Source organism: Desulfatitalea tepidiphila (assembly GCF_001293685.1).
In the GTDB taxonomy this organism is placed as follows: domain Bacteria; phylum Desulfobacterota; class Desulfobacteria; order Desulfobacterales; family Desulfosarcinaceae; genus Desulfatitalea; species Desulfatitalea tepidiphila.
In genome coordinates, this window is record NZ_BCAG01000003.1 from 2,686,109 (window position 1) to 2,704,101 (window position 17,993).

The following is a 17,993-nucleotide window of genomic DNA, read 5'->3' on the forward strand; positions in this document are numbered from 1 at the left end:
CTCTGCATTGGAGAAGGGGCAGAGATTACACAAGGCTCAACCCCATCGTGGGTTCGGCGGACCGAAGTTTGGAATCATTCAAGTGTTCATCGATACCTGCAAGATAACGCGCTAGGTTTTTTTTGTCCTCGAAATCGTAATCCATACCAAGGGAGATGGTTTCCATAATCGGACTGCCGCCACCGTGAACACCGGCGATTTTATACCAGGCCGACATACTGGATGCCCCCAGATCTTCTACAAATTTCCATACCTTAAGGGATTCTTCCGGTGTGAGTTTAGCATTGCGGACAATGAATTTCTTCAATTCATCAACATTTTCACCCCTTTTGAAATCATCGTGGAAAGGCATCGTAACCGAAATGCCTCCGGCAATTTCTGTCAGGATGTTGTATTCATGGTAAATCAGTTCTCCTGTCAGGCGCCTTCCGACATTGGCATAAACTTCGTTAGGGAAAAAAACTCCACTTGCTGTAAGGGTTCCATACAAGGCTGCGGCAATGCCGGCGGAATAGGCCAAAGCCGCTGCACTGGCGAATTCCGTCAATTTTTCCTTTACATGCGAGGCTTTCGCGATGTTGTTGGCCTCGGCCGCCAGCATAGTGGCCCCACAGAGAATGTCGGATACGGCCGGCTTGCATCCACAGTAGCTGTGTCTATGGGAATTCGCAAAGAGCAGGGCCATCCGTCGGCCGAATTCCCACTCTCCGCACATGAAGACTCTCTCCTTCGGTACGAAGACATCATCGAAAATGATGACCGAATCTGAAACACCCAGTCGGCAGAAGGGAGAAGCATCCTGATCGTTGTTGTCCCGAAGCCAAACCGGGCGTGTGATGATCCTAACCCCCTCGGTGTCAGGCGGAATGACGAAAGCTACGGCATAGTCGCGGTCTTCCTCGGTCAAGGCACGTGTTGGGACCACCGCCATCTCTTCAGCATAAGCAACGGTCGTGATCGACATTTTATAGCCACGAACCACGATGCCATCATTTCGTCGTTCCACAACATGCACGTAGTGATCGGGATTATCCTGCTGAGAGGGCCGCTTCAGCCGATCTCCCTTACTATCTGTCTGGGCACAGCAGCCTGCGACATCGTTTTTCTGGTAGTGACGCAGAAATTCTAAAAATCGGGTATGGTAATCGGTTCCTTTGGCTGCATCAATTTCCTTGGTGCAAACCGCCAGGGCGGTGATGCCGTCCTGACCCATGCACCTTTGGATACAGCCCCCGGCCCTTCTCGCGGCCAGGTGAATCAATTTCTGCTTCTGCATCAGCTCATAGGGATTCGACGGGAGCAGGCTGAACCGGTTTACCTCCTCATTGATCAGAGGGGAATGGGCTGTCGCCAGTCCCTTCCACTCCGGGTTCTGCGCCAGGTCGAAGACAAGATCATAAACCCGAACGCCGGGGCGAATCCTCGGATCTTCACGCCCAACTTTTTCGCCGCCTATATAAATATTGGGGCGCATTGCCGATAGTTTTTCATGGTACTGCTCTTTGGTTCTCAGCATAATTCCAAAACTCCTTGTAATGGTTGAATATTTCCGCAGGCGACTTTTATCACTTGATTGGTAAGATTCCTCGATTTGTCTCCGAGCAGGAAAAGAATCGAATTGGTGACATCTGAAAGTTCCCCATAGCTTTCAGGATTGACCTCAGTGTGGTTTGAATTCCACCAATCAAATGGGCGTGGTGCCTTAATGTACCCTGGAATGATACAATTCACGTTCACGCGACTTGAATAAAGTTTTCTGGAAAGACTCCCAGCAAGAGCCACTGTTCCGGCCAAAGCGGAGTAGAAACCTATCTCATTCAGGCTCACATCCCATGCCCAAGGTGCAATATAAATCAAACGGCTCCAAGGCCGTTGAGGCATTAATTTAATCAAATGTTGAGCGATGTCGTGCGCTGATTGGAGGTTCTCTTCAAGGATCCGGAATTTGTTATCGACCTCAGAATCCTTTTCTACCAAGACGGGTTCATGAGGAACTCCTGCCCCTAAATCGTGGATATAGATGTCGAACGGTCCAGACTCTTTCTCTATTCTGGAAAAGAGCGTCTGGCCTAATGGTCCGTATTCACTAGATTTAAAGCACTTTACGTTTCCACCCCAATTTAAATCATGGTGTGGGTCCATGTAACCTTTGTCATTTACAACTGCGAATACCGATGCTCCCGCTGCCGTCACTGCCTGAATCGAGGCTGCACCGATCGCTTTTTCGCCTCCGACTACCAGCGCCCTTTTACCAGAAAGTGGATTCATTTCACTTATGAAGGCGCTCCGCCTATCGAGCTTTTTTGGTAAGAGACCGAAAAGAATCATATCCAGAATGAATTTTTCAGCCTCTTGACTACTGGCGCTTCCACGCAAATCCCATCTTTTCAGCACCCAGCCATCGACTGTAGTTTTGATCAGGTTGGCTGCCAATTTCGGGTTGCACCCTCGCAGGAATCCTTTTTGAACGCATTCGCTAATCACCCTTTCGAACATGGCGATGTGTTCGTGTTCCTTTTTGAGAAAATTTTGCAAAAAAGGTGGACTAAGAATGTGGCCTTCCTGATAAAGGAGAAGAATACCGTCTGACCACCGATCCATAACGTTGAATTCGGCCCGGACCATGCGGCGTAACTTCTCAAGAGGGTCGTCGATGTTTTCCGTAGCTCTTTGGAGTTCCTCGAACACCAAGTCACACAAGTAATTATGGATAAGATAGAAGATGTCTTCTTTTGAACCGACATAGTCGTATATATTGCCGTAACTGAATCCAGCTTCCTCGGAAAGGTCCCTCAGGGTCGTTTTGTGAAAACCGTTGCGGGAAAACAGTTTGATTGCGGAAAGCACAATCTGAACCCGTCTTTTTTCGACCAGTTCTTTGTTTTTGACGGTGGTGGGAATTTCGTCCATCAGGCCTCCGACCGATCAGTCAGAATCTGATTGAGCTATCATGAAAACTACGCTATCTTAGCCAAAATGTGAATGTCAATCATTTTTTAGTTTAAATTTTAAAAATGACGCCATTTAGAAATACATATTATATAGGCAGGTCATGGGAAGGGAGTCAGCAGGGGACTCGACTTCAGCATCAGCGACGGGCAGGATTCAAGCTTGGACACAACTTCTAAACAAGTGTGTTCAGCTTCGGCTGGTTTCAATATACTCAAAAAATCACAAGAACCTAAATTGAAAGGGTAAAACAATGGCAAATCCGATTTTGCTGATTCCAGGCCTTCTATGCTCAGCTAGATTGTATGCCCCCCAGGTTCCGGAATTATGGAGGTGCGGCGCCGTTATGGTTGCAGAGCACACCCGCGATGACACCATGTCGGGTATTGCCAGCCGTATCCTTCGTAATGCACCTCCGCAGTTCATCTTGGTCGGATTGTCGATGGGCGGCTACATTGCATTTGAAATCATGCGAGAAGCCCCGGAACGTGTTATAAAATTAATTTTGATGGATACATCGGCCCGCAGCGACACGTCCGAACAAAGTGAACGCCGCAGCACGCTTATTTCCCGCGCCCAAAACGGTCAATTGGAACAGATCGCAGATCAACTCTTCCCAGTTCTGGTTCACCCTTTACGTAAAAACGACCCTAAGCTTAAAAACTTGGTGCGACTTATGGCTGCGGAGGTCGGGCCCAATGCATTCGTCCGTCAGCAAAACGCTATAATTTCACGCCCGGACTCGCGTTCCGGACTCGGCGCAATCAAGTGCCCAACCCTGATTGTCGTCGGTGACCATGATGAACTTACACCACCGGAGCTATCTGAAGAAATTGCTGATGGCCTTTCCGGCGCACACTTAATTAAGATTCCCGAGTGTGGTCATTTATCCACCCTCGAAAAGCCCGATAAAGTATCGCAAGCTATAGTCAATTGGATCCAGAGTTGAGGATGGATTAAAAACGAATAGAGCGAAGTATTTTGGGAAACTCACTCAGGATGTTGGTTCGGGCAAGCCGATAGGATGACTAAAAACCACGCTCCTAATGGCAAGATTCCCCAACTTACCGGAAATAAAGACGATAAACCCCATTAACACCGGACCAAATCCCTCCGATCTCAAGATCGCTTTCCCGCACTTCAGAGATCAGGAAAGGCGATGGAGCTTCAGGCTTTGAGTGAGTTGGTGTAGATAGGAATGGAAAACCAATGATATCATTTGCATATAGCGATGGTCACCATGCATCTTGCCAAGGGGCTTGAATTCAGGGCTGTGGCGGTCATAGTTTACGACGATGAGGTAATCCCTTCCCAGCAGCGCATTGAAAGAGTCACCAATGATTCGGACCTGGAGGAGGTCTATAACATCGAACGCCACCTTCTTTATTTTAACTCAACTTTCGGGAATGGATTGAGGGAACGAAAACATGGTCTATGATGTTGATTTCATAAAGAAATAACTTGAAGAGCCCTATCTTTTGATTTATGGTGGATTTGCGACAATTCACAATAAATTCAAAGAGAAAGGGCTCAAATGGACCATACCAGCATCGTCTCCCAATCGCAAGACCCTGTTCATGTACAAAGCAAAATAGATGACTTCTTTGGCCATTTTAAAATCGCAACGCTCATGCATCAATGTGGGATGCGTAAACATCACGGTCATAGTGTTCGCTCTTTGACAAAAGCCATATTCACACTGCCCTTTGTTGGCAAGAACTTCTTCCGCGGCATCGTACTCAACAGCGAATTGCCTTTCGGCAAAGACGCCGCCTATGAATTACTCAAGGGCCGGACCTACAATTGGCGTCGGCTGCTGCTTTGTCTGGGCCTGCGACTGTTTGGTGTTTTCAACCGGCTGACCAGCGATGAACGCGAATCGGTGCTCATTATTGACGACAGCACGTATGACCGTTCCCGCTCCAAATGGGTGGAACTGCTCGCGAGAATCTGGGATCATAGCACCGGCCGTTTCTTGAAAGGCTTTCGGATGCTCACCATGTGCTGGTCGGATGGAACCAGCTGTCTTCCGATGGATTTTGCCCTGTTGTCTTCTACGGACGCCGAAAAGCGTTTGTGCGACAGTCAAAAGATCCTGGATAAACGTTGCTGTGCATATCAGCGCCGCAGGGAAGCTACCGAAAAGGCAACCGCGCATCTTGAGATCATGATAAAGCGAATTCTTTCAGCGGATGTTTCCGCCAAATACCTGCTGATGGACAGCTGGTTTACCATGCCGGCAACCGTTGCCAACTTGGCCCAGCACATCAAGATCATCGGAATGGTGAAAAAGTCGTCCCGTATTCACTACGCCTTCAACGGCCAGTCCTTGGATCTGATGGCCATCCACCGAAGGCTTGCAAAGCGCCGTGGTCGCGCCAAGATCCAGGCCAGCACTGTTGTCATGCTCAACAATGAGGTCTCAGCCAAGCTGGTGTTCGTACGCGACAGACGAAAAAAGGACTGGCTGGCGCTGCTTTCAACCGACACTGATTTGGCCGATGAGGATGTCGTGCGCATCTACGGCAAACGCTGGGACATCGAAGTATTTTTCAAAATGTCCAAACAGCACTTGAAACTGGCAAAGGAAATCCAGTGCCGGGACTTTGATGCCTTGATCGCTCATACCACCATCGTCTTTATGCGCTACATGTTCCTGGCATACCAATGCCGCATGGAGACTGATCATCGCACCTTTGGCGAATTGTTTTACGCCTGCTGCGATGAGGTGGCGGATATCTCCTTTTTGGAGGCGCTTTGCCGCATTCTGACGCTGGCTACCGATCGGCTCAAGCAGTTAGGTACTTTCTGCGAAAAAACGGCGGCTTCCTTCTTCGATGCAATCATGAACACCGCGCTGCAGTGTGTTGGCTTTTCAAAGAACAAATTGACGATCGGTTAAACCCGATCCCGAAAGTTGAAATTTTAACCTGTACCAGGGCCCGGGATTACCTTATTGTTACCGGCTTAGAACCGGCTTCTGAGTTCCTTGATGATTTAAATAGGTAGGAAGCTCAACTTTCGGGAATGGATTGAGAGGATGAAAATATAATCTATGCTGTTGATATCATGAAGAATTAACTTGAAGAGCCCCATCTTTTAATTTATAGTGGATTTGCGAATATACACAATAAATTCAAAGAGAAAGGGCTCAAATGAATCATATCAGCATAGCCTCCCAATCGCAAGACCCTGTTCATGTTCAAAACAAAATCGATGACTTCTTTGGTCGTTTTAAAGTCGCCACCCTCATGAATCAATGTGGGGTGGAGACAGATCATCGCACCTTCGGTGACTTGTTTTATGCGTGCTGCGATGAGGTGGCGGACATCACCTTCTTGGAAGCGCTATGCCGTATTCTGACGTTGGCGACCGATCGGCTGAAACAGTTAGGTACCTTCTGCGAAAAGACAGCGGCTGCCTTCTTCGATGCAACCATGAACGCCGCGTTGCAGTGTGTTGGCTTGTCAAAGAACAAATTGGCGATCGCTTAAACCCGATCCCGAAAGTTGAATAGGAAGTTAATGAATAGAATAGACATTAAACTTGAAGCTGAAGCGGCTGAATTCATAGTCCTGACCCACCTGTTCCACAATAGGACCGCCGCATTTAGCAAGGTGTTCTTAGTAGTTCCTAACCCTGCAATAGACAATTGATAACACAGGTGCTGCTAATCCTGTGATACGAGAATAGTCACATATGGACAATTTGCCTTGAGATCGCCCGCGTGGTAGACACACAACGTTTCCGGGGCGGAAATGCCGATAAGCCCCGCGTGGTTAAACCACATTTTCCAAAAACAGGAGATCTCCCATGTCGGACATCCCGTTTTGCTCTGCAAAGCAGCTGGCTTCCATGATTCGTACAAAGAAGATCGGAGCCCTCGAACTGCTGGATCTCTATCTGCAGCGGGTAGAATGCTATTCCGAGATCAACGCCATCATCTTTATGGATGTGGACGCCGCCCGGAAGCGCGCCCGCCAGGCGGACCGGGCCCTTGCACGGGGAAACCTCTGGGGCCCTCTTCACGGGGTGCCCATGACCATTAAGGAATCCTTCGATGTAGTCGGCATGCCGACCACATGGGGCGTCCCGAGATATAAGGAAAATTATCCTTCGAGCAATGCTCTGGTGGTTGACCGCTTTCTCCAAGCCGGTGCCGTGATCTTCGGCAAGACCAACGTTCCCATGTACCTCGCGGACTGGCAGACCTTCAATGACATTTACGGGACCACGAACAACCCTTGGGACCGGAACCGTGTACCCGGCGGCTCCTCGGGGGGATCGGCGGCCGCGCTGGCGGCGGGGTTGACCGGCCTCGAAGCCGGGAGCGATATCGGGGCCTCCATTCGCAATCCCGCCCATTACTGCGGCGTGTACGGGCATAAACCCACTTATGGGATCATATCTCCTCTCGGCCAAGCCTTGCCGGGGACGTTTGGCCTGACGGACATCGCGGTGGTCGGGCCCCTCGCACGGAGCGCCGAGGACCTGGCTTTGGCCATGGATGTCATGGCGGGTCCGGACGATATTGACGGTTCCGGGTGGAAACTGAGCCTGCCGAAGCCGAAGAGGAAGGAGCTCAGGGAATTCAAGGTGGCGGTTGTCTACGATGACCCCGAAGCGGAGGTGGATGAGGAAGTACAGCAAGTACTTCGCGACCTGACCACCTTCTTGAAAAAGATGAAGTTGAAGGTGCGGGTAGACGCGCGACCCAAAATCGATTCTCGCGAAGCCCACCGGAACTACATTCGGCTCCTTCGGGGGGCCACATGCGGACGTCTGACCCCCGAAGATTTCGAGAAGAATTTGGCGGACTATAAATCTTTGAGAGCGGACGACGAAAGCTACCGGGCCCAGATGATCCGGGCGCAGGCCATGTCCCACAAGGAGTGGCTCGCATACGATAATTTGCGGCACCGTATGCGACTTGCCTGGGCAGCGTTTTTTAGCGACTTCGATCTCTTCCTCTGTCCGGCTGCCACCACGACGGCTTTCGAGCATAATCAGAAGGGTGAGCGGTGGGAGCGCATGATCTCCGTTAACGGAAAACCCCAACCATCCACCACCCAGATGTTCTGGGCCGGATATTCCTGTAACTTCTTCCTACCGGCGACTGTTGCACCCATCGGGCTGTCAAGGAAAGGGCTACCGGTAGGTGTCCAGGTCGTGGGCCCGCAATACGGTGATCGCGCCTGTATCCAATTTGCACGGCTCCTGGAACGTGAGTACCATCATTTCATTCCACCAACTGGCTACTAGGGTCAAAAATGAAGAAAAGGATCTTTCTAAAGGCTCCTCGACGACCTGGCGCTGATTTCAGAATTGCCGGGGCTAACTGGAAGCTGCTATTTTTATTGGATATTAAAGGGTCCACCAAACCTGCTATATGAGAATAAACACATTGAATGCGCATGTCGGATGACCACAACATTTGGTAGTGTCCAGAGTTTTTCGCACTTTTTCTTTTAGCTGCCCATCAACCTGATGGTTCGGGGAAGATCCCCGCCTCAGGGGGCATGCCCCCTGAGGCGGGGGGCGACTAAGCTATCGAACACTTTATTTCTTTGAGTCGGTCCATATTCATATATCTTCGTGTGCCCCACTTGGTACCGGCTACATGCCTCAACCTGGCGGCCACCAGCATCAACGCTGACTTACCATCTGGAAAGGCACCCACTACGCGGGTTCTTCGCCTGATCTCGCGCATGAGCCTCTCGAGTGGGTTGTTGGTGCGAATCGATCGCCAATGCTGACTCGGAAAGGCATAATATGACAATGTCTCTGCAGCTCCCTTTTCAACCAGTTGAGCCGCTTCAGATAATTTCATACTTCTTAGCTTTTTCGTTACCGCAATGACTTTCTCTTCGGCTGCCGCTCGATCCTCTTGCGCATGGATTGCTTTGAGCATGGCCGCCACATTCTTAACTTTCGACTTGGGCACCACCGTAAAGACATTGCGGTAAAAATGAACCGTGCAGCGTTGCCATTTTGCTTTAGGATAAAAATCAGCCAATGAATCGACAAGCCCCAGGCATTTATCACTGACAAAAAGCTCCACACCTGTCAGGCCGCGCTCTTTTAAATAACGCATGAAGGCAATCCAGCTCTCTTGATCCTCTTTGGCGCCTTCTTTGATGCCCAGCACCTGACGGTATCCGTATTGATCCACACCGATGGCCACCAATACACTGACATTTTTGACTTCGCCGGCCCAGCAGCGCTTGAGCCAGATACCGTCTAAGAATACATATACGAATTTGCCCTCAATCGGTGCCTTGAGCCATTTATCGATGCGGCCATACACCTTCTTGTTCAAATTGCTCACCGTCGACGGGCTGACCCGAGTGCCCCATAAGGCTTCGGTGATGTCTTCGACACGTCGGACCGATATGCCCGCAAGATACATCTCGATCAGTGCTTCTTCGACCGAACTCTCGCGCCGACGGTATCGTTCGATAATGGCCGTCTCAAAGGTCAAGGTGCGTAGCTTTGGAACCCTGAGTTTGACCGTGCCGGCCTTGGTCTCCAAATTGCGGGTATAATGCCCTGCGCGTGTGTCTTTGCGGGCTTCGGTGCGCTCATAGCGCCCAGCTTGACATAGCCTGTCCGCTTCGGCGTCCAATAGGGAATTTAGGGTGCGTTCCACCGTTCCTCTAACGACCTTGTCCAGGTGCTTGTTCAACTGGTCCTGTTCGATACGGATAATTTGGCCGGCTTTTGCCTCTTTGTTTGAACGCGCGGGTTTGCTATTGTGCATTTGTAGCCCTCCTGATGGTATACGTTTGAGTTGTGGTGACCCAAACCATACCAGATTGAGGGCTACTCTTTCAAAATGTGCGAAAAATATTATACGTTATCCAACATTTAGACGTTGCCGGTGCTTGATTGAAATTTCTAATAATGGGAAGTAATCTGCCGGTTTGGCACTGCATGATATATTGGAATCACGAATTTATTCTCAACCGATCGATCTGAAATTGATTTCTTCCCTGCCGTGGATGTAGGTAGCGCTGCATGCACTGGCGGCCCTGCTAATCAGTTGCTTTCTACCAATAATGGCCTCAAAGCCAGATCGATTATAAATTCAATGATTTTGTTCACATTATATTTCTTATCGAAAGACACTCGCAATGCCATGATCTCAATTAAGCCAGTAAGTGCATAGGCCAGAAGATCGGAATCGATCCTGTGAATGGTTCCTTTTTCAACCTCATTTTCAATATCCTTTATTACTGGACTTGCCAAGCCTTCGTATATTTTTCGGATTTTTCTTTCCGGCCAATTTTCATCACTTGAAAGTTCTGCCCTTAACTGGTTTATTATTTCACTGCATTTGGTGTATTCTTTGTAAAAAACTCTGCCTCTGATTTTCATTCGATCAAGAAAATCAGCCTCTTCTTTAATTGCCTCTGTTGCCTCATTGACTATTTTATTGAATACTTCATCTAAAACAGCCATAAAAAGGTCTCGTTTATTCGCAAAGTACAGGTAAAAAGTACCGGTAGAAATCCCCAAGGGCGCGGTAATGTCTTCTATTTTCGTATGATGATAACCTCTGCGACTGAAGACTCTAATTGCGCTTTTGATAATTTCCTGGCGTTTTTTTTTCTTTTGCTTGGTAGTGATAGCTGACCCTTTATCGTTTGACTCGCTGTTCGCAATTGAAACAGAGTTTTCTGGCAGAGCTAATTGTCCCTTTATAAAGGCGATAGGAAGACGGGAACCCTTCTTGATTTTTGTAATTTGCCGTAAGCGGTTCAGATGGCTTTCATCGTAGTACCCCATTGTTCGGCCAGTTTTATGAGGAGGGTGAAGTAGCCCGCATCGAATGTAAAAGTGAATAGTAGTTCGCGAAACACCTGATCGGTCAACCAAATCCTTTATTCTCATAGTTCGGAGCCCCAAATTCTATAGATTGTTAGTCTATAGATCATATAAGCTAAAGTTGAGGTTAATAAACTATTTTTTTCTGAATGTGATTCGCATGCCAGAAAACATTCAGTTATTGTGGATGGTTAGCATGGTTCACCCATAATTATCAAGCCGATAGATTATTTGTTGACACTCCATTTTCAATGACTTAGTGCCAATAGTAATGGTTATTAGTTTAATGCAGCAGAGCCTGTTTATTGCTGAATTGAAAATGCCAGGGCTATGAAAAGCATTCTCATTTTTTGCCATTGTCTAAGCCGTTTGCGCATGTTCCGCCGTGCATGTCCCCGCAGGGTGTCCTGACCACTGCGTCAGCAATGTGCTCAATGGGATCGGTATAATAGGAAATAAAACAATTCACCTGATCCGGGGCCGTTCCGAATCTCGGCCGCCCCCGGATCAGCCGCCAGTGTGGCCACGGAGATAACCCAAAAGCCGGTATGCGGCGATCTGAATGGTAACGGTCGAAAGGACGCTGCCTTGCTGCTCGCGCACCACCCGGGCGGAAGTGGAACAACTTATTATGCGGCCGCGGCACTGTCCCACAAAGGATCTCACCAAAATACCAATACAGTTTTTCTGGGGGGATCGTATTAACCCCCAGGCGCTTTGCATTCAGAATCGTTGATTCTTATTAAATATATTGCAAAGGAAATAAAAAATGGAACACGATAATCTGCCGGCCAGTTCGATTTCTCGAAGAGACTTTTTACGCCTAACAGGTTTAGGCGTCACGGCCCTGGGCCTTGGCGCCAGTGACGCTCTGGCCGGCCAGGCTTTCGCTTCAGGCAATGTGACGAGCCCTGCCAGCGATGGATTAGGGGGCACGGGCCCCTACAACATTGTGTTCATTCTCACCGACCAGGAGCGCTTTTTCCGGCCCGGTGAACTGCCCGCGGACTTTCGCCTGCCCGCGCATGAACGGCTGATGAAGCAGGGGACGACCTTTTTGAACCACCGGATCAATTCCTGCGTGTGCACGCCGTCACGCTCAGTGCTCTATACCGGTCGCCACATCCAGCACACCAAAATGTTCGACAATACGAATTTCCCTTGGATTGACAGCATGTCGACCGATCTGCGTACGATTGGAGACATGCTTCGGGAGGCGGGCTACTACACGGCCTACAAGGGTAAGTGGCATCTTACCAAGGAGTTTGAGACCGTCAACGAACTCGGGTCGCCGACCAAGATTTTCACCAAAGAGATGGAGGCCTACGGCTTTTCCGACTACATCGGCGTAGGCGACATTATCGCGCACGAGCAGGGCGGCTACCGACACGATGGCATCATTTCCGCCATGAGCGTCAGCTGGCTGCGCAGCCGCGCCATGGATCTTTCCGCTCGGGGCAAACCATGGTTTCTGGCCGTGAACCTTGTCAATCCGCATGACGTCATGTTCATCGATACCGACCGGCCGGGCGAGCCCGTTCAGGCTCGGAACATACTCGGTCACGTCATGCCGGAGCCGGCCCACCCATTGTACGCCAAACAATGGGCCTTCGATCTGCCCGCGACATACAATCAAGCAATCGACGCTCCCGGGCGGCCAATGGCGCATGCGGACTACCTCAAATCGCACGACGCGCTGGTCGGCAACATAGCGAACGAGGATTGGCGCTGGCGCAAACGGCACAACTACTATCTGAACTGCATGCGCGATGTCGATAGCCACATTGTTTCGTTGCTCGATGAACTCGACGCGCTCGGACTCGCCTCCAAAACGATCGTCATCCTGACCGCCGACCACGGCGATCTTGATGGCGCGCATCGCCTGCACTCCAAGGGTGCGACATCCTACCGTGAGCAAAATAACGTGCCTCTGATCATTCGGCACCCTGCATATCCGGGAGGTAAAAGCTGCAAGGCGGTGACGTCGCACCTCGACATCGCACCTACCCTGGTGGGCCTGACGAGCTCGGATGCCAACAAGAAAGCCGCCATAACGAAAGGCCTCCCCGGAAAAGATTTTTCATCTCTGCTTGCCGCGCCGGAGAAGGCTGGCCAGGCGGCCATCCGCGACGGGCTGCTTTTCTGCTATAATATGTTCGCTTATGTCGACGGTGAATTTCTCCAAAGGGCTGTTGGTATTCTTCTGCAGCCCGATGGGAAAGAAAAGCTCAAAAAAGCAGTTAGTTCCGGCGCCATGCGGCCCGACCTTTCAAAGCGCGGCGCGATCCGTAGTGTTTTCGACGGCCGCTACCAGTTCAATCGGTATTTCTCTCCCAAACAACACAACCGCCCGCAGACACTTGATGAGCTGTTTAAATTGAACGACGTCGAGCTGTTCGATCTCGAAAACGATCCGCTGGAACTTGACAATCTGGCGCTTGACCGGAAGAAATATCAGAACCTGCTCGAATCGATGAATTCCAAACTGAATGCATTGATTGACAAGGAGGTCGGCGAGGACATCGGTCAGATGCTGCCAGGAGGAATTGACGGCGGGTGGGTGGTCACGCCCGCTGTTTACGATATGTAAACCTTATAGACCAAAAGGAAGAAAATAACGTAGAAAAAATAGGAGGTCGGCGCCCAGGGGACCTTGCGGCTGCAGCTGCGGTTTTTGTTTTCCAAGTAATGCGCCGAAACCAACACACCTCGCTGCGATAAGAGGTGCAACTCGGCCCAGTCGACGCGGAGAATACGAGATAATGATGTGAAACGATTCGCATTCACTGTCATTGTTTCGGTTATGTTCTCAGTCGGTCACCAAGCCCGGGCCGCGGGTGTCTGGCTATACCAGGCGGGAACTGCCGGTTTTGGGTACGGTCCCGGACGGCCGTGTCGAAATGGCTGCAGATGCCTCCACGGCCGGCGCTAATCCGGCGGGAATGACCCGGATCGAACGTTCCCAGATGTTTCTGAATTGCATTGAAAAGAATTAAGCGAAGGTCAGTGATCCCTGTAAACAGGCAATCAAACAAGTGCGCACAAAAATAGATTGCATAGCAACTCCTTGAATGATTAGTTTTTTATCTGTTAATCAGGCTGGTGGTCAGGAATACGGCAAATTGGCTTGCCATACCAACACTTCATTTGAGTAAAATTATGAAAAAAATAGCTTGGGCAATCCTCGCCGCGGCTGTATTGACGTGGTCGTGCGCTCATTCCAACCGGGCCACATGGACCAGCATACCAGTGGTTCAATATGTTTCACGACCAGCGTACACTATTCAGGTCGAACCTTTGAAGCGCGACATGCTATTTTTCGTTTCGTTTCGACTCGACATTCAGAATCGCGGCAGCGGTCCTCTGGAGGTGGATTGGAATGATACGCGCTATATCCATAACGGCAAAAATTTGGGCGTTCTGGTATTCAGGGGCATTGATCCCGGCACCATCCGGGGTTCGATTCAACCCGATACTGTACCGGCCGGCGCCAATTTCTCCAAAGAGATTTTTCCGCTCAAAACCATAGCATTTCTTCCGCGCACCCAAGTACCAGAACCCGGCCGGCTCGGTTTTGAGCCGGGGATTCTACCCGGCGGTGAGAACAGCATACGGTTGGCGCTGCGTCAAAATGGGCAAAAGCGGCAGGAAATCCTGACCGTGAGACTTGTCTCAAAACCTGACACGCCGTAAGGGCATTCAGAAACATGTGGCGTCCAATAGCCAGTAGGGATAATCCGTGTCCTTAAAGCATCCCCCCCGCGCCTTTTACGTCATGGCAAAACCTTCGGGTTCTGCCTGCAATCTAGCCTGCTCGTATTGTTTTTTTCGGAAAAAGAGCAGGCTCTACCCCGGAAGCAGCTTTCGGATGTCGGACGGGATCTATGAGTCTTACATCAGACCGCAATCGCAAACCAGCAAATATAGGAGATTTTAAGGCCCATTAAAAAATGTGATTCCGATTGAATATCACAGGCCCTGACGAATCTGTGATATGAGGACTACAAACTCAAATTTAAGGCCAGCCTTTGATTAAAGATCCTGCTGAATTAGTGGGGCCAGATTAACCTAATCAGTATTTCCCTATAAGATGCCGGAAATCACCGCGTGAACAATGGGCAAATAGAAAGCCTGTGAAAAGTTCAATCCAGATCCAGGGCGGCTGTGCCAGCGAATTATTTTTTGTTGACAGTGAACTAACTACGTGTATATTCACCTATCATGGAACTCAAAGACAAAGACCTTAACCTTAAATGCTGGGAAGTCGCCGGTACATGTGTGGCAGGCAATTTACGTAGAGTATCGCGGGCGATTGCCAAGGTTTATGATGAGGCGTTGAGGCCCTCTGGGCTGCGGGGGACCCAGTTCAATTTAATGACGGCCATCATTTTAATGGGTCCGGTGACCATTTCAAAGCTGGCCGAGGCGCTGGTGATGGACAGAACCACTCTTACCCGCAACCTTGGGCCTCTCCAGAAACAGGGGCTGGTTGATATCTCCACGGGTGATGATCAGCGCATCCGTATAGTGGCGGTGAGCCGTGAAGGCAAGCATGTATACCAGAGCGCACTGTCTTTATGGGATAAAGTGCAAAACGAAATTGCAGGCAAACTGGGGAAAGATCGAATTAGGTCACTGCTGGCGGATCTGAAAGCTGCAGCTAAGGTTGTTGGGTAAAAATTTTCATTTGAAATGTGTATATACACTTTTATCCGGGTTCATCAGGAAAAATTTCCATTGAATCATCAACTCGATTTTTCAACTCTGAAGGGGCCGTCGATGGGTGAGCAGGCATCAGCATTACAGAAAAATCTTTACGTAGATTCGGTTCCCGCCCGAGAGCGGCCGGATAGGACCTTGACCGAAGATCTTCTTGAAGGGCCGATTCTACCAATGTTGATCCGCCTGGCAAGTCCAAATGTGTTGGCTTTTTTCATCCAATCCATGGTTAGCATCGCCGAAGTCTGGTACGTTGGGCATTTAGGCACCCTCTCTCTAGCGAGTTTGGCCCTTGTGTTTCCCTTGTTGATGCTGATGCAGATGTTATCTGGTGGCGCGCTCGGTGGAGCAGTGGCATCCTCGGTTGCTCGATCCATCGGGTCTGGGCACATCGATCGGGCGCAAACACTCGTCTGGCATGCCCTGGTGCTGGCATTGGCGGGTGCCGGTCTTTGCAGCGCACTCTATTTTTTATTTGGGCAAAGCTTCCTAAAACTGCTGGGAGGCCGCGGCGAAATTTTGATTGGGGCCCAAGCGTACGCGGTCGTCCTATTTTCAGGTTGCGTTCTGATTTGGACCACCAACATCCTTGCCAGTATATACCGCGGCATGGGAGACATGAAATCCCCCTCCGCAGCCCTGGTGCTGGGCGTCTTTATTCAGATCCCGTTATCCGGCGCACTGATCCTCGGGTGGGGGCCTTTCCCACGCCTGGGCGTTCCTGGCGCGGCGGTATCAGCTGTCTGTTCGGCCGCAATCATGACCACGATCTTGCTTTGGCCTCTGATCTTCCGAAATCTCGTGGTTAATATTCGTTTGTCAGGCCTTCACCTGAAAAAGGATCTATTCAGGGATATCCTGCGAGTCGGCCTTCCGGCATCCGTCTCTCCTTTGCTTTCGGTATTGACCATTGTGTGCATCACCAGTCTGGTCAGCCGTTTTGGTCCGGCCGCCCTGGCCGGCTACGGAATCGGTGCCCGCCTGGAATTCTTATTAATTCCGTTGATTTTCGGAATCGGGGCTGCACTGACCGCCATGGTTGGTGTGAACATGGGCGCAGGGAAACTAAATCGGGCGTTGCGCATTGGATGGACCGGAGCGGCCGCGGCCGGATTGTTGGCAGGCGGCATCGGTCTGGTCGTTGCAGTGCGGCCGGAATGGTGGGTGGGGTTGTATACCGCAGACCCGGAGGTGGTCGCATCCGGCTCACTGTATCTCAGAGTCGTAGGCGGCATGTATGTGTTCCAAGGGGTCGGGCTCTCTCTTTACTTCGCCTCTCAGGGCGCCGGAACAGTGTTCTGGCCGGTTGCGGCCGGTGTCCTGCGTGTGATTGTCGCCGTGGGTGGCGCAATGGTGGCTGTTTTGCTGCTGGACATGGGTTTGAAGACACTCTTGTTTCTGACTGCCGCGGGAATGCTCATTTTCGGCTCTGTTACCGCGCTGTCGATCCTTTGCGGCGCATGGGGAAAGCTCCGTTCGTAATTGTGCGCAACAAGCTCTCTTTATCGGAGGAAAATAGAATGAATCGCAATGTCATATCCAGCAATGAAGTGAAGAATATATGCCTGGAAGCAGGTGCGGATGCCGTTGGGCTTGTTGAAATCGAACGCAAAGCAATCGATGCAGAACGAGCCGGAATTCAGCGGGTGTATTCAAAGACGAAAAGTATCATTTCATTTATGCGCGCTGCCAATCGAGAAAACGTTCGAAGTCAAGCGCGGTACGTTGCCAATGACGAGCTTCACCGAACGGGTGATGAGGTTACGGAGATTTCGCGGCGTGTCATTCGACAGTTGAACCGACTGGGGGTACGCGGCGCATATGTCAATGAATCCTGGCCTATGGATATGAACAGGTGGCCGGGAAAATTGTGGGATGTAGGCCATAAGACCATGGCTGTTGAGGCGGGTCTGGGTCACATGGGTTTGAACCGCTTGGTTCTTCATCCCATTTATGGCGCCTGTGTTTCCCTGAATACCCTTTTGATCGACACCGAAGCAGATGAGTATGATCAAGCGCTTGAAAAGAGCCCTTGCATCGACTGCAAGCTCTGTGCAGCCATTTGTCCGACCGGGGCCATAAGCATCAACAAACCATTTGATGCAATGGCTTGTATGACGCACTGCTACAGGGAGAACATGGTTGGCTTTCAAGACTGGATCGATGCAATGATTTCTTCGAACAGCCTTGATGAATACCTAAAGCGATTCAGGCAAGACGAGACCGGGAGCATGTGGCAGTCCCTGGCATTCAAAATTCAATGGAAATGTGGATACTGCATGGCTGTCTGTCCCGCAGGCAACGAGGTTGTGGATTACTTCATGAAAGACCGCAAAGGTTACCTGCAAGAGGTATTTAATCCCCTGAAGGAACGCAAGGAGCCTGTCTATGTGCTGCAGGGCAGTCAAGCCGAAAAAACGGCTGCAAAGCATAGCGCAAAAGAAGTGCGGATCGTTAAATCCGTTATAAAGAGACCCCTTCCATGAAGAAAAATCCGG

Annotated in this window: 14 protein-coding genes; 10 read left to right on the forward strand and 4 right to left on the reverse strand. The window is 50.3% G+C overall.

The window, feature by feature from the left end; genetic code table 11:
• Positions 1-25: 25 nt before the first annotated feature.
• Both DFT_RS16495 and DFT_RS16500 read right to left on the reverse strand, forming a co-directional pair.
• The gene (locus DFT_RS16495; RefSeq protein ID WP_054032242.1) at positions 26-1,516 is read right to left on the reverse strand and encodes a 4-hydroxyphenylacetate 3-hydroxylase N-terminal domain-containing protein; all 1,491 of its coding nucleotides are present in this window, start codon (positions 1,514-1,516) and stop codon (positions 26-28) included.
• Positions 1,510-2,910: an SDR family oxidoreductase gene (locus DFT_RS16500; RefSeq protein ID WP_054032243.1), complete on the reverse strand. Its 1,401-nt coding sequence runs from the start codon at positions 2,908-2,910 to the stop codon at positions 1,510-1,512. The genes DFT_RS16495 and DFT_RS16500 overlap by 7 nt, the downstream gene beginning before the upstream one ends.
• A gap of 385 nt (positions 2,911-3,295) precedes the next feature.
• Between DFT_RS16500 and DFT_RS16505 the strand changes: the two genes are divergently transcribed.
• The 5 genes from DFT_RS16505 to DFT_RS16525 all read left to right on the forward strand — a co-directional run bounded on the left by DFT_RS16505 (position 3,296) and on the right by DFT_RS16525 (position 8,211).
• Positions 3,296-3,898, forward strand: a complete 603-nt coding sequence (locus tag DFT_RS16505; protein ID WP_200907069.1) for an alpha/beta fold hydrolase — start codon at positions 3,296-3,298, stop codon at positions 3,896-3,898.
• Between the two features lie 282 nt (positions 3,899-4,180).
• A complete protein-coding gene (locus DFT_RS27360) occupies positions 4,181-4,387 on the forward strand; it encodes a 3'-5' exonuclease (RefSeq protein ID WP_054032245.1) in 207 nt (68 codons plus the stop codon).
• 96 nt (positions 4,388-4,483) lie between these two features.
• Complete coding sequence (locus DFT_RS16515; protein ID WP_054032246.1) at positions 4,484-5,851, forward strand: IS4 family transposase; 1,368 nt, start codon at positions 4,484-4,486, stop codon at positions 5,849-5,851.
• A gap of 253 nt (positions 5,852-6,104) precedes the next feature.
• Positions 6,105-6,443, forward strand: coding sequence for a hypothetical protein (locus tag DFT_RS16520; protein ID WP_054032247.1), 339 nt, complete (start codon positions 6,105-6,107; stop codon positions 6,441-6,443).
• 319 nt (positions 6,444-6,762) lie between these two features.
• The gene (locus tag DFT_RS16525) at positions 6,763-8,211 is read left to right on the forward strand and encodes an amidase (RefSeq protein ID WP_054032226.1); all 1,449 of its coding nucleotides are present in this window, start codon (positions 6,763-6,765) and stop codon (positions 8,209-8,211) included.
• 280 nt (positions 8,212-8,491) lie between these two features.
• Here the strand turns inward: DFT_RS16525 and DFT_RS16530 are convergent, their stop codons facing one another.
• Together DFT_RS16530 and DFT_RS16535 are read right to left on the reverse strand one after the other, a co-directional pair.
• Entirely contained in the window at positions 8,492-9,709 is a 1,218-nt protein-coding gene (locus tag DFT_RS16530) for an IS256 family transposase (RefSeq protein ID WP_054032017.1), read from the reverse strand.
• Between the two features lie 278 nt (positions 9,710-9,987).
• On the reverse strand, positions 9,988-10,842 hold the full coding sequence (locus DFT_RS16535) for a TetR family transcriptional regulator (RefSeq protein WP_076750602.1): 855 nt from the start codon (positions 10,840-10,842) through the stop codon (positions 9,988-9,990).
• Positions 10,843-11,545: 703 nt separating this feature from the next.
• On the opposite strand from DFT_RS16535, the gene DFT_RS16540 reads away from it, so the two are divergent.
• The 5 genes from DFT_RS16540 to DFT_RS16570 all read left to right on the forward strand — a co-directional run bounded on the left by DFT_RS16540 (position 11,546) and on the right by DFT_RS16570 (position 17,981).
• On the forward strand, positions 11,546-13,366 hold the full coding sequence (locus DFT_RS16540; protein WP_054032249.1) for a sulfatase-like hydrolase/transferase: 1,821 nt from the start codon (positions 11,546-11,548) through the stop codon (positions 13,364-13,366).
• A 557-nt stretch (positions 13,367-13,923) separates the two neighbouring features.
• Positions 13,924-14,469 carry a hypothetical protein gene (locus DFT_RS16555; RefSeq protein WP_152972030.1) on the forward strand — a complete coding sequence of 182 codons (546 nt, stop codon included), beginning with the start codon at positions 13,924-13,926 and terminating at the stop codon, positions 14,467-14,469.
• A gap of 528 nt (positions 14,470-14,997) precedes the next feature.
• Positions 14,998-15,453 (forward strand): MarR family winged helix-turn-helix transcriptional regulator, encoded by a 456-nt coding sequence (locus tag DFT_RS16560; RefSeq protein WP_076750606.1) that lies wholly within the window; start codon positions 14,998-15,000, stop codon positions 15,451-15,453.
• 60 nt (positions 15,454-15,513) lie between these two features.
• A complete protein-coding gene (locus DFT_RS16565; protein ID WP_200907071.1) occupies positions 15,514-16,977 on the forward strand; it encodes an MATE family efflux transporter in 1,464 nt (487 codons plus the stop codon).
• Positions 16,978-17,015: 38 nt separating this feature from the next.
• Positions 17,016-17,981: a 4Fe-4S binding protein gene (locus DFT_RS16570; protein WP_054032253.1), complete on the forward strand. Its 966-nt coding sequence runs from the start codon at positions 17,016-17,018 to the stop codon at positions 17,979-17,981.
• The last annotated feature ends 12 nt before the right edge of the window (positions 17,982-17,993 follow it).

Bases quoted from the DNA above. Each gene is read 5' to 3' on its own strand.
- DFT_RS16495 (WP_054032242.1), bottom strand. From the start codon at position 1,516: ATGCTGAGAACCAAAGAGCAGTACCATGAAAAACTATCGGCAATGCGC.
- DFT_RS16500 (WP_054032243.1), bottom strand. From the start codon at position 2,910: ATGGACGAAATTCCCACCACCGTCAAAAACAAAGAACTGGTCGAAAAA.
- DFT_RS16505 (WP_200907069.1), top strand. From the start codon at position 3,296: ATGGTTGCAGAGCACACCCGCGATGACACCATGTCGGGTATTGCCAGC.
- DFT_RS27360 (WP_054032245.1), top strand. From the start codon at position 4,181: ATGGTCACCATGCATCTTGCCAAGGGGCTTGAATTCAGGGCTGTGGCG.
- DFT_RS16515 (WP_054032246.1), top strand. From the start codon at position 4,484: ATGGACCATACCAGCATCGTCTCCCAATCGCAAGACCCTGTTCATGTA.
- DFT_RS16520 (WP_054032247.1), top strand. From the start codon at position 6,105: ATGAATCATATCAGCATAGCCTCCCAATCGCAAGACCCTGTTCATGTT.
- DFT_RS16525 (WP_054032226.1), top strand. From the start codon at position 6,763: ATGTCGGACATCCCGTTTTGCTCTGCAAAGCAGCTGGCTTCCATGATT.
- DFT_RS16530 (WP_054032017.1), bottom strand. From the start codon at position 9,709: ATGCACAATAGCAAACCCGCGCGTTCAAACAAAGAGGCAAAAGCCGGC.
- DFT_RS16535 (WP_076750602.1), bottom strand. From the start codon at position 10,842: ATGAGAATAAAGGATTTGGTTGACCGATCAGGTGTTTCGCGAACTACT.
- DFT_RS16540 (WP_054032249.1), top strand. From the start codon at position 11,546: ATGGAACACGATAATCTGCCGGCCAGTTCGATTTCTCGAAGAGACTTT.
- DFT_RS16560 (WP_076750606.1), top strand. From the start codon at position 14,998: ATGGAACTCAAAGACAAAGACCTTAACCTTAAATGCTGGGAAGTCGCC.
- DFT_RS16570 (WP_054032253.1), top strand. From the start codon at position 17,016: ATGAATCGCAATGTCATATCCAGCAATGAAGTGAAGAATATATGCCTG.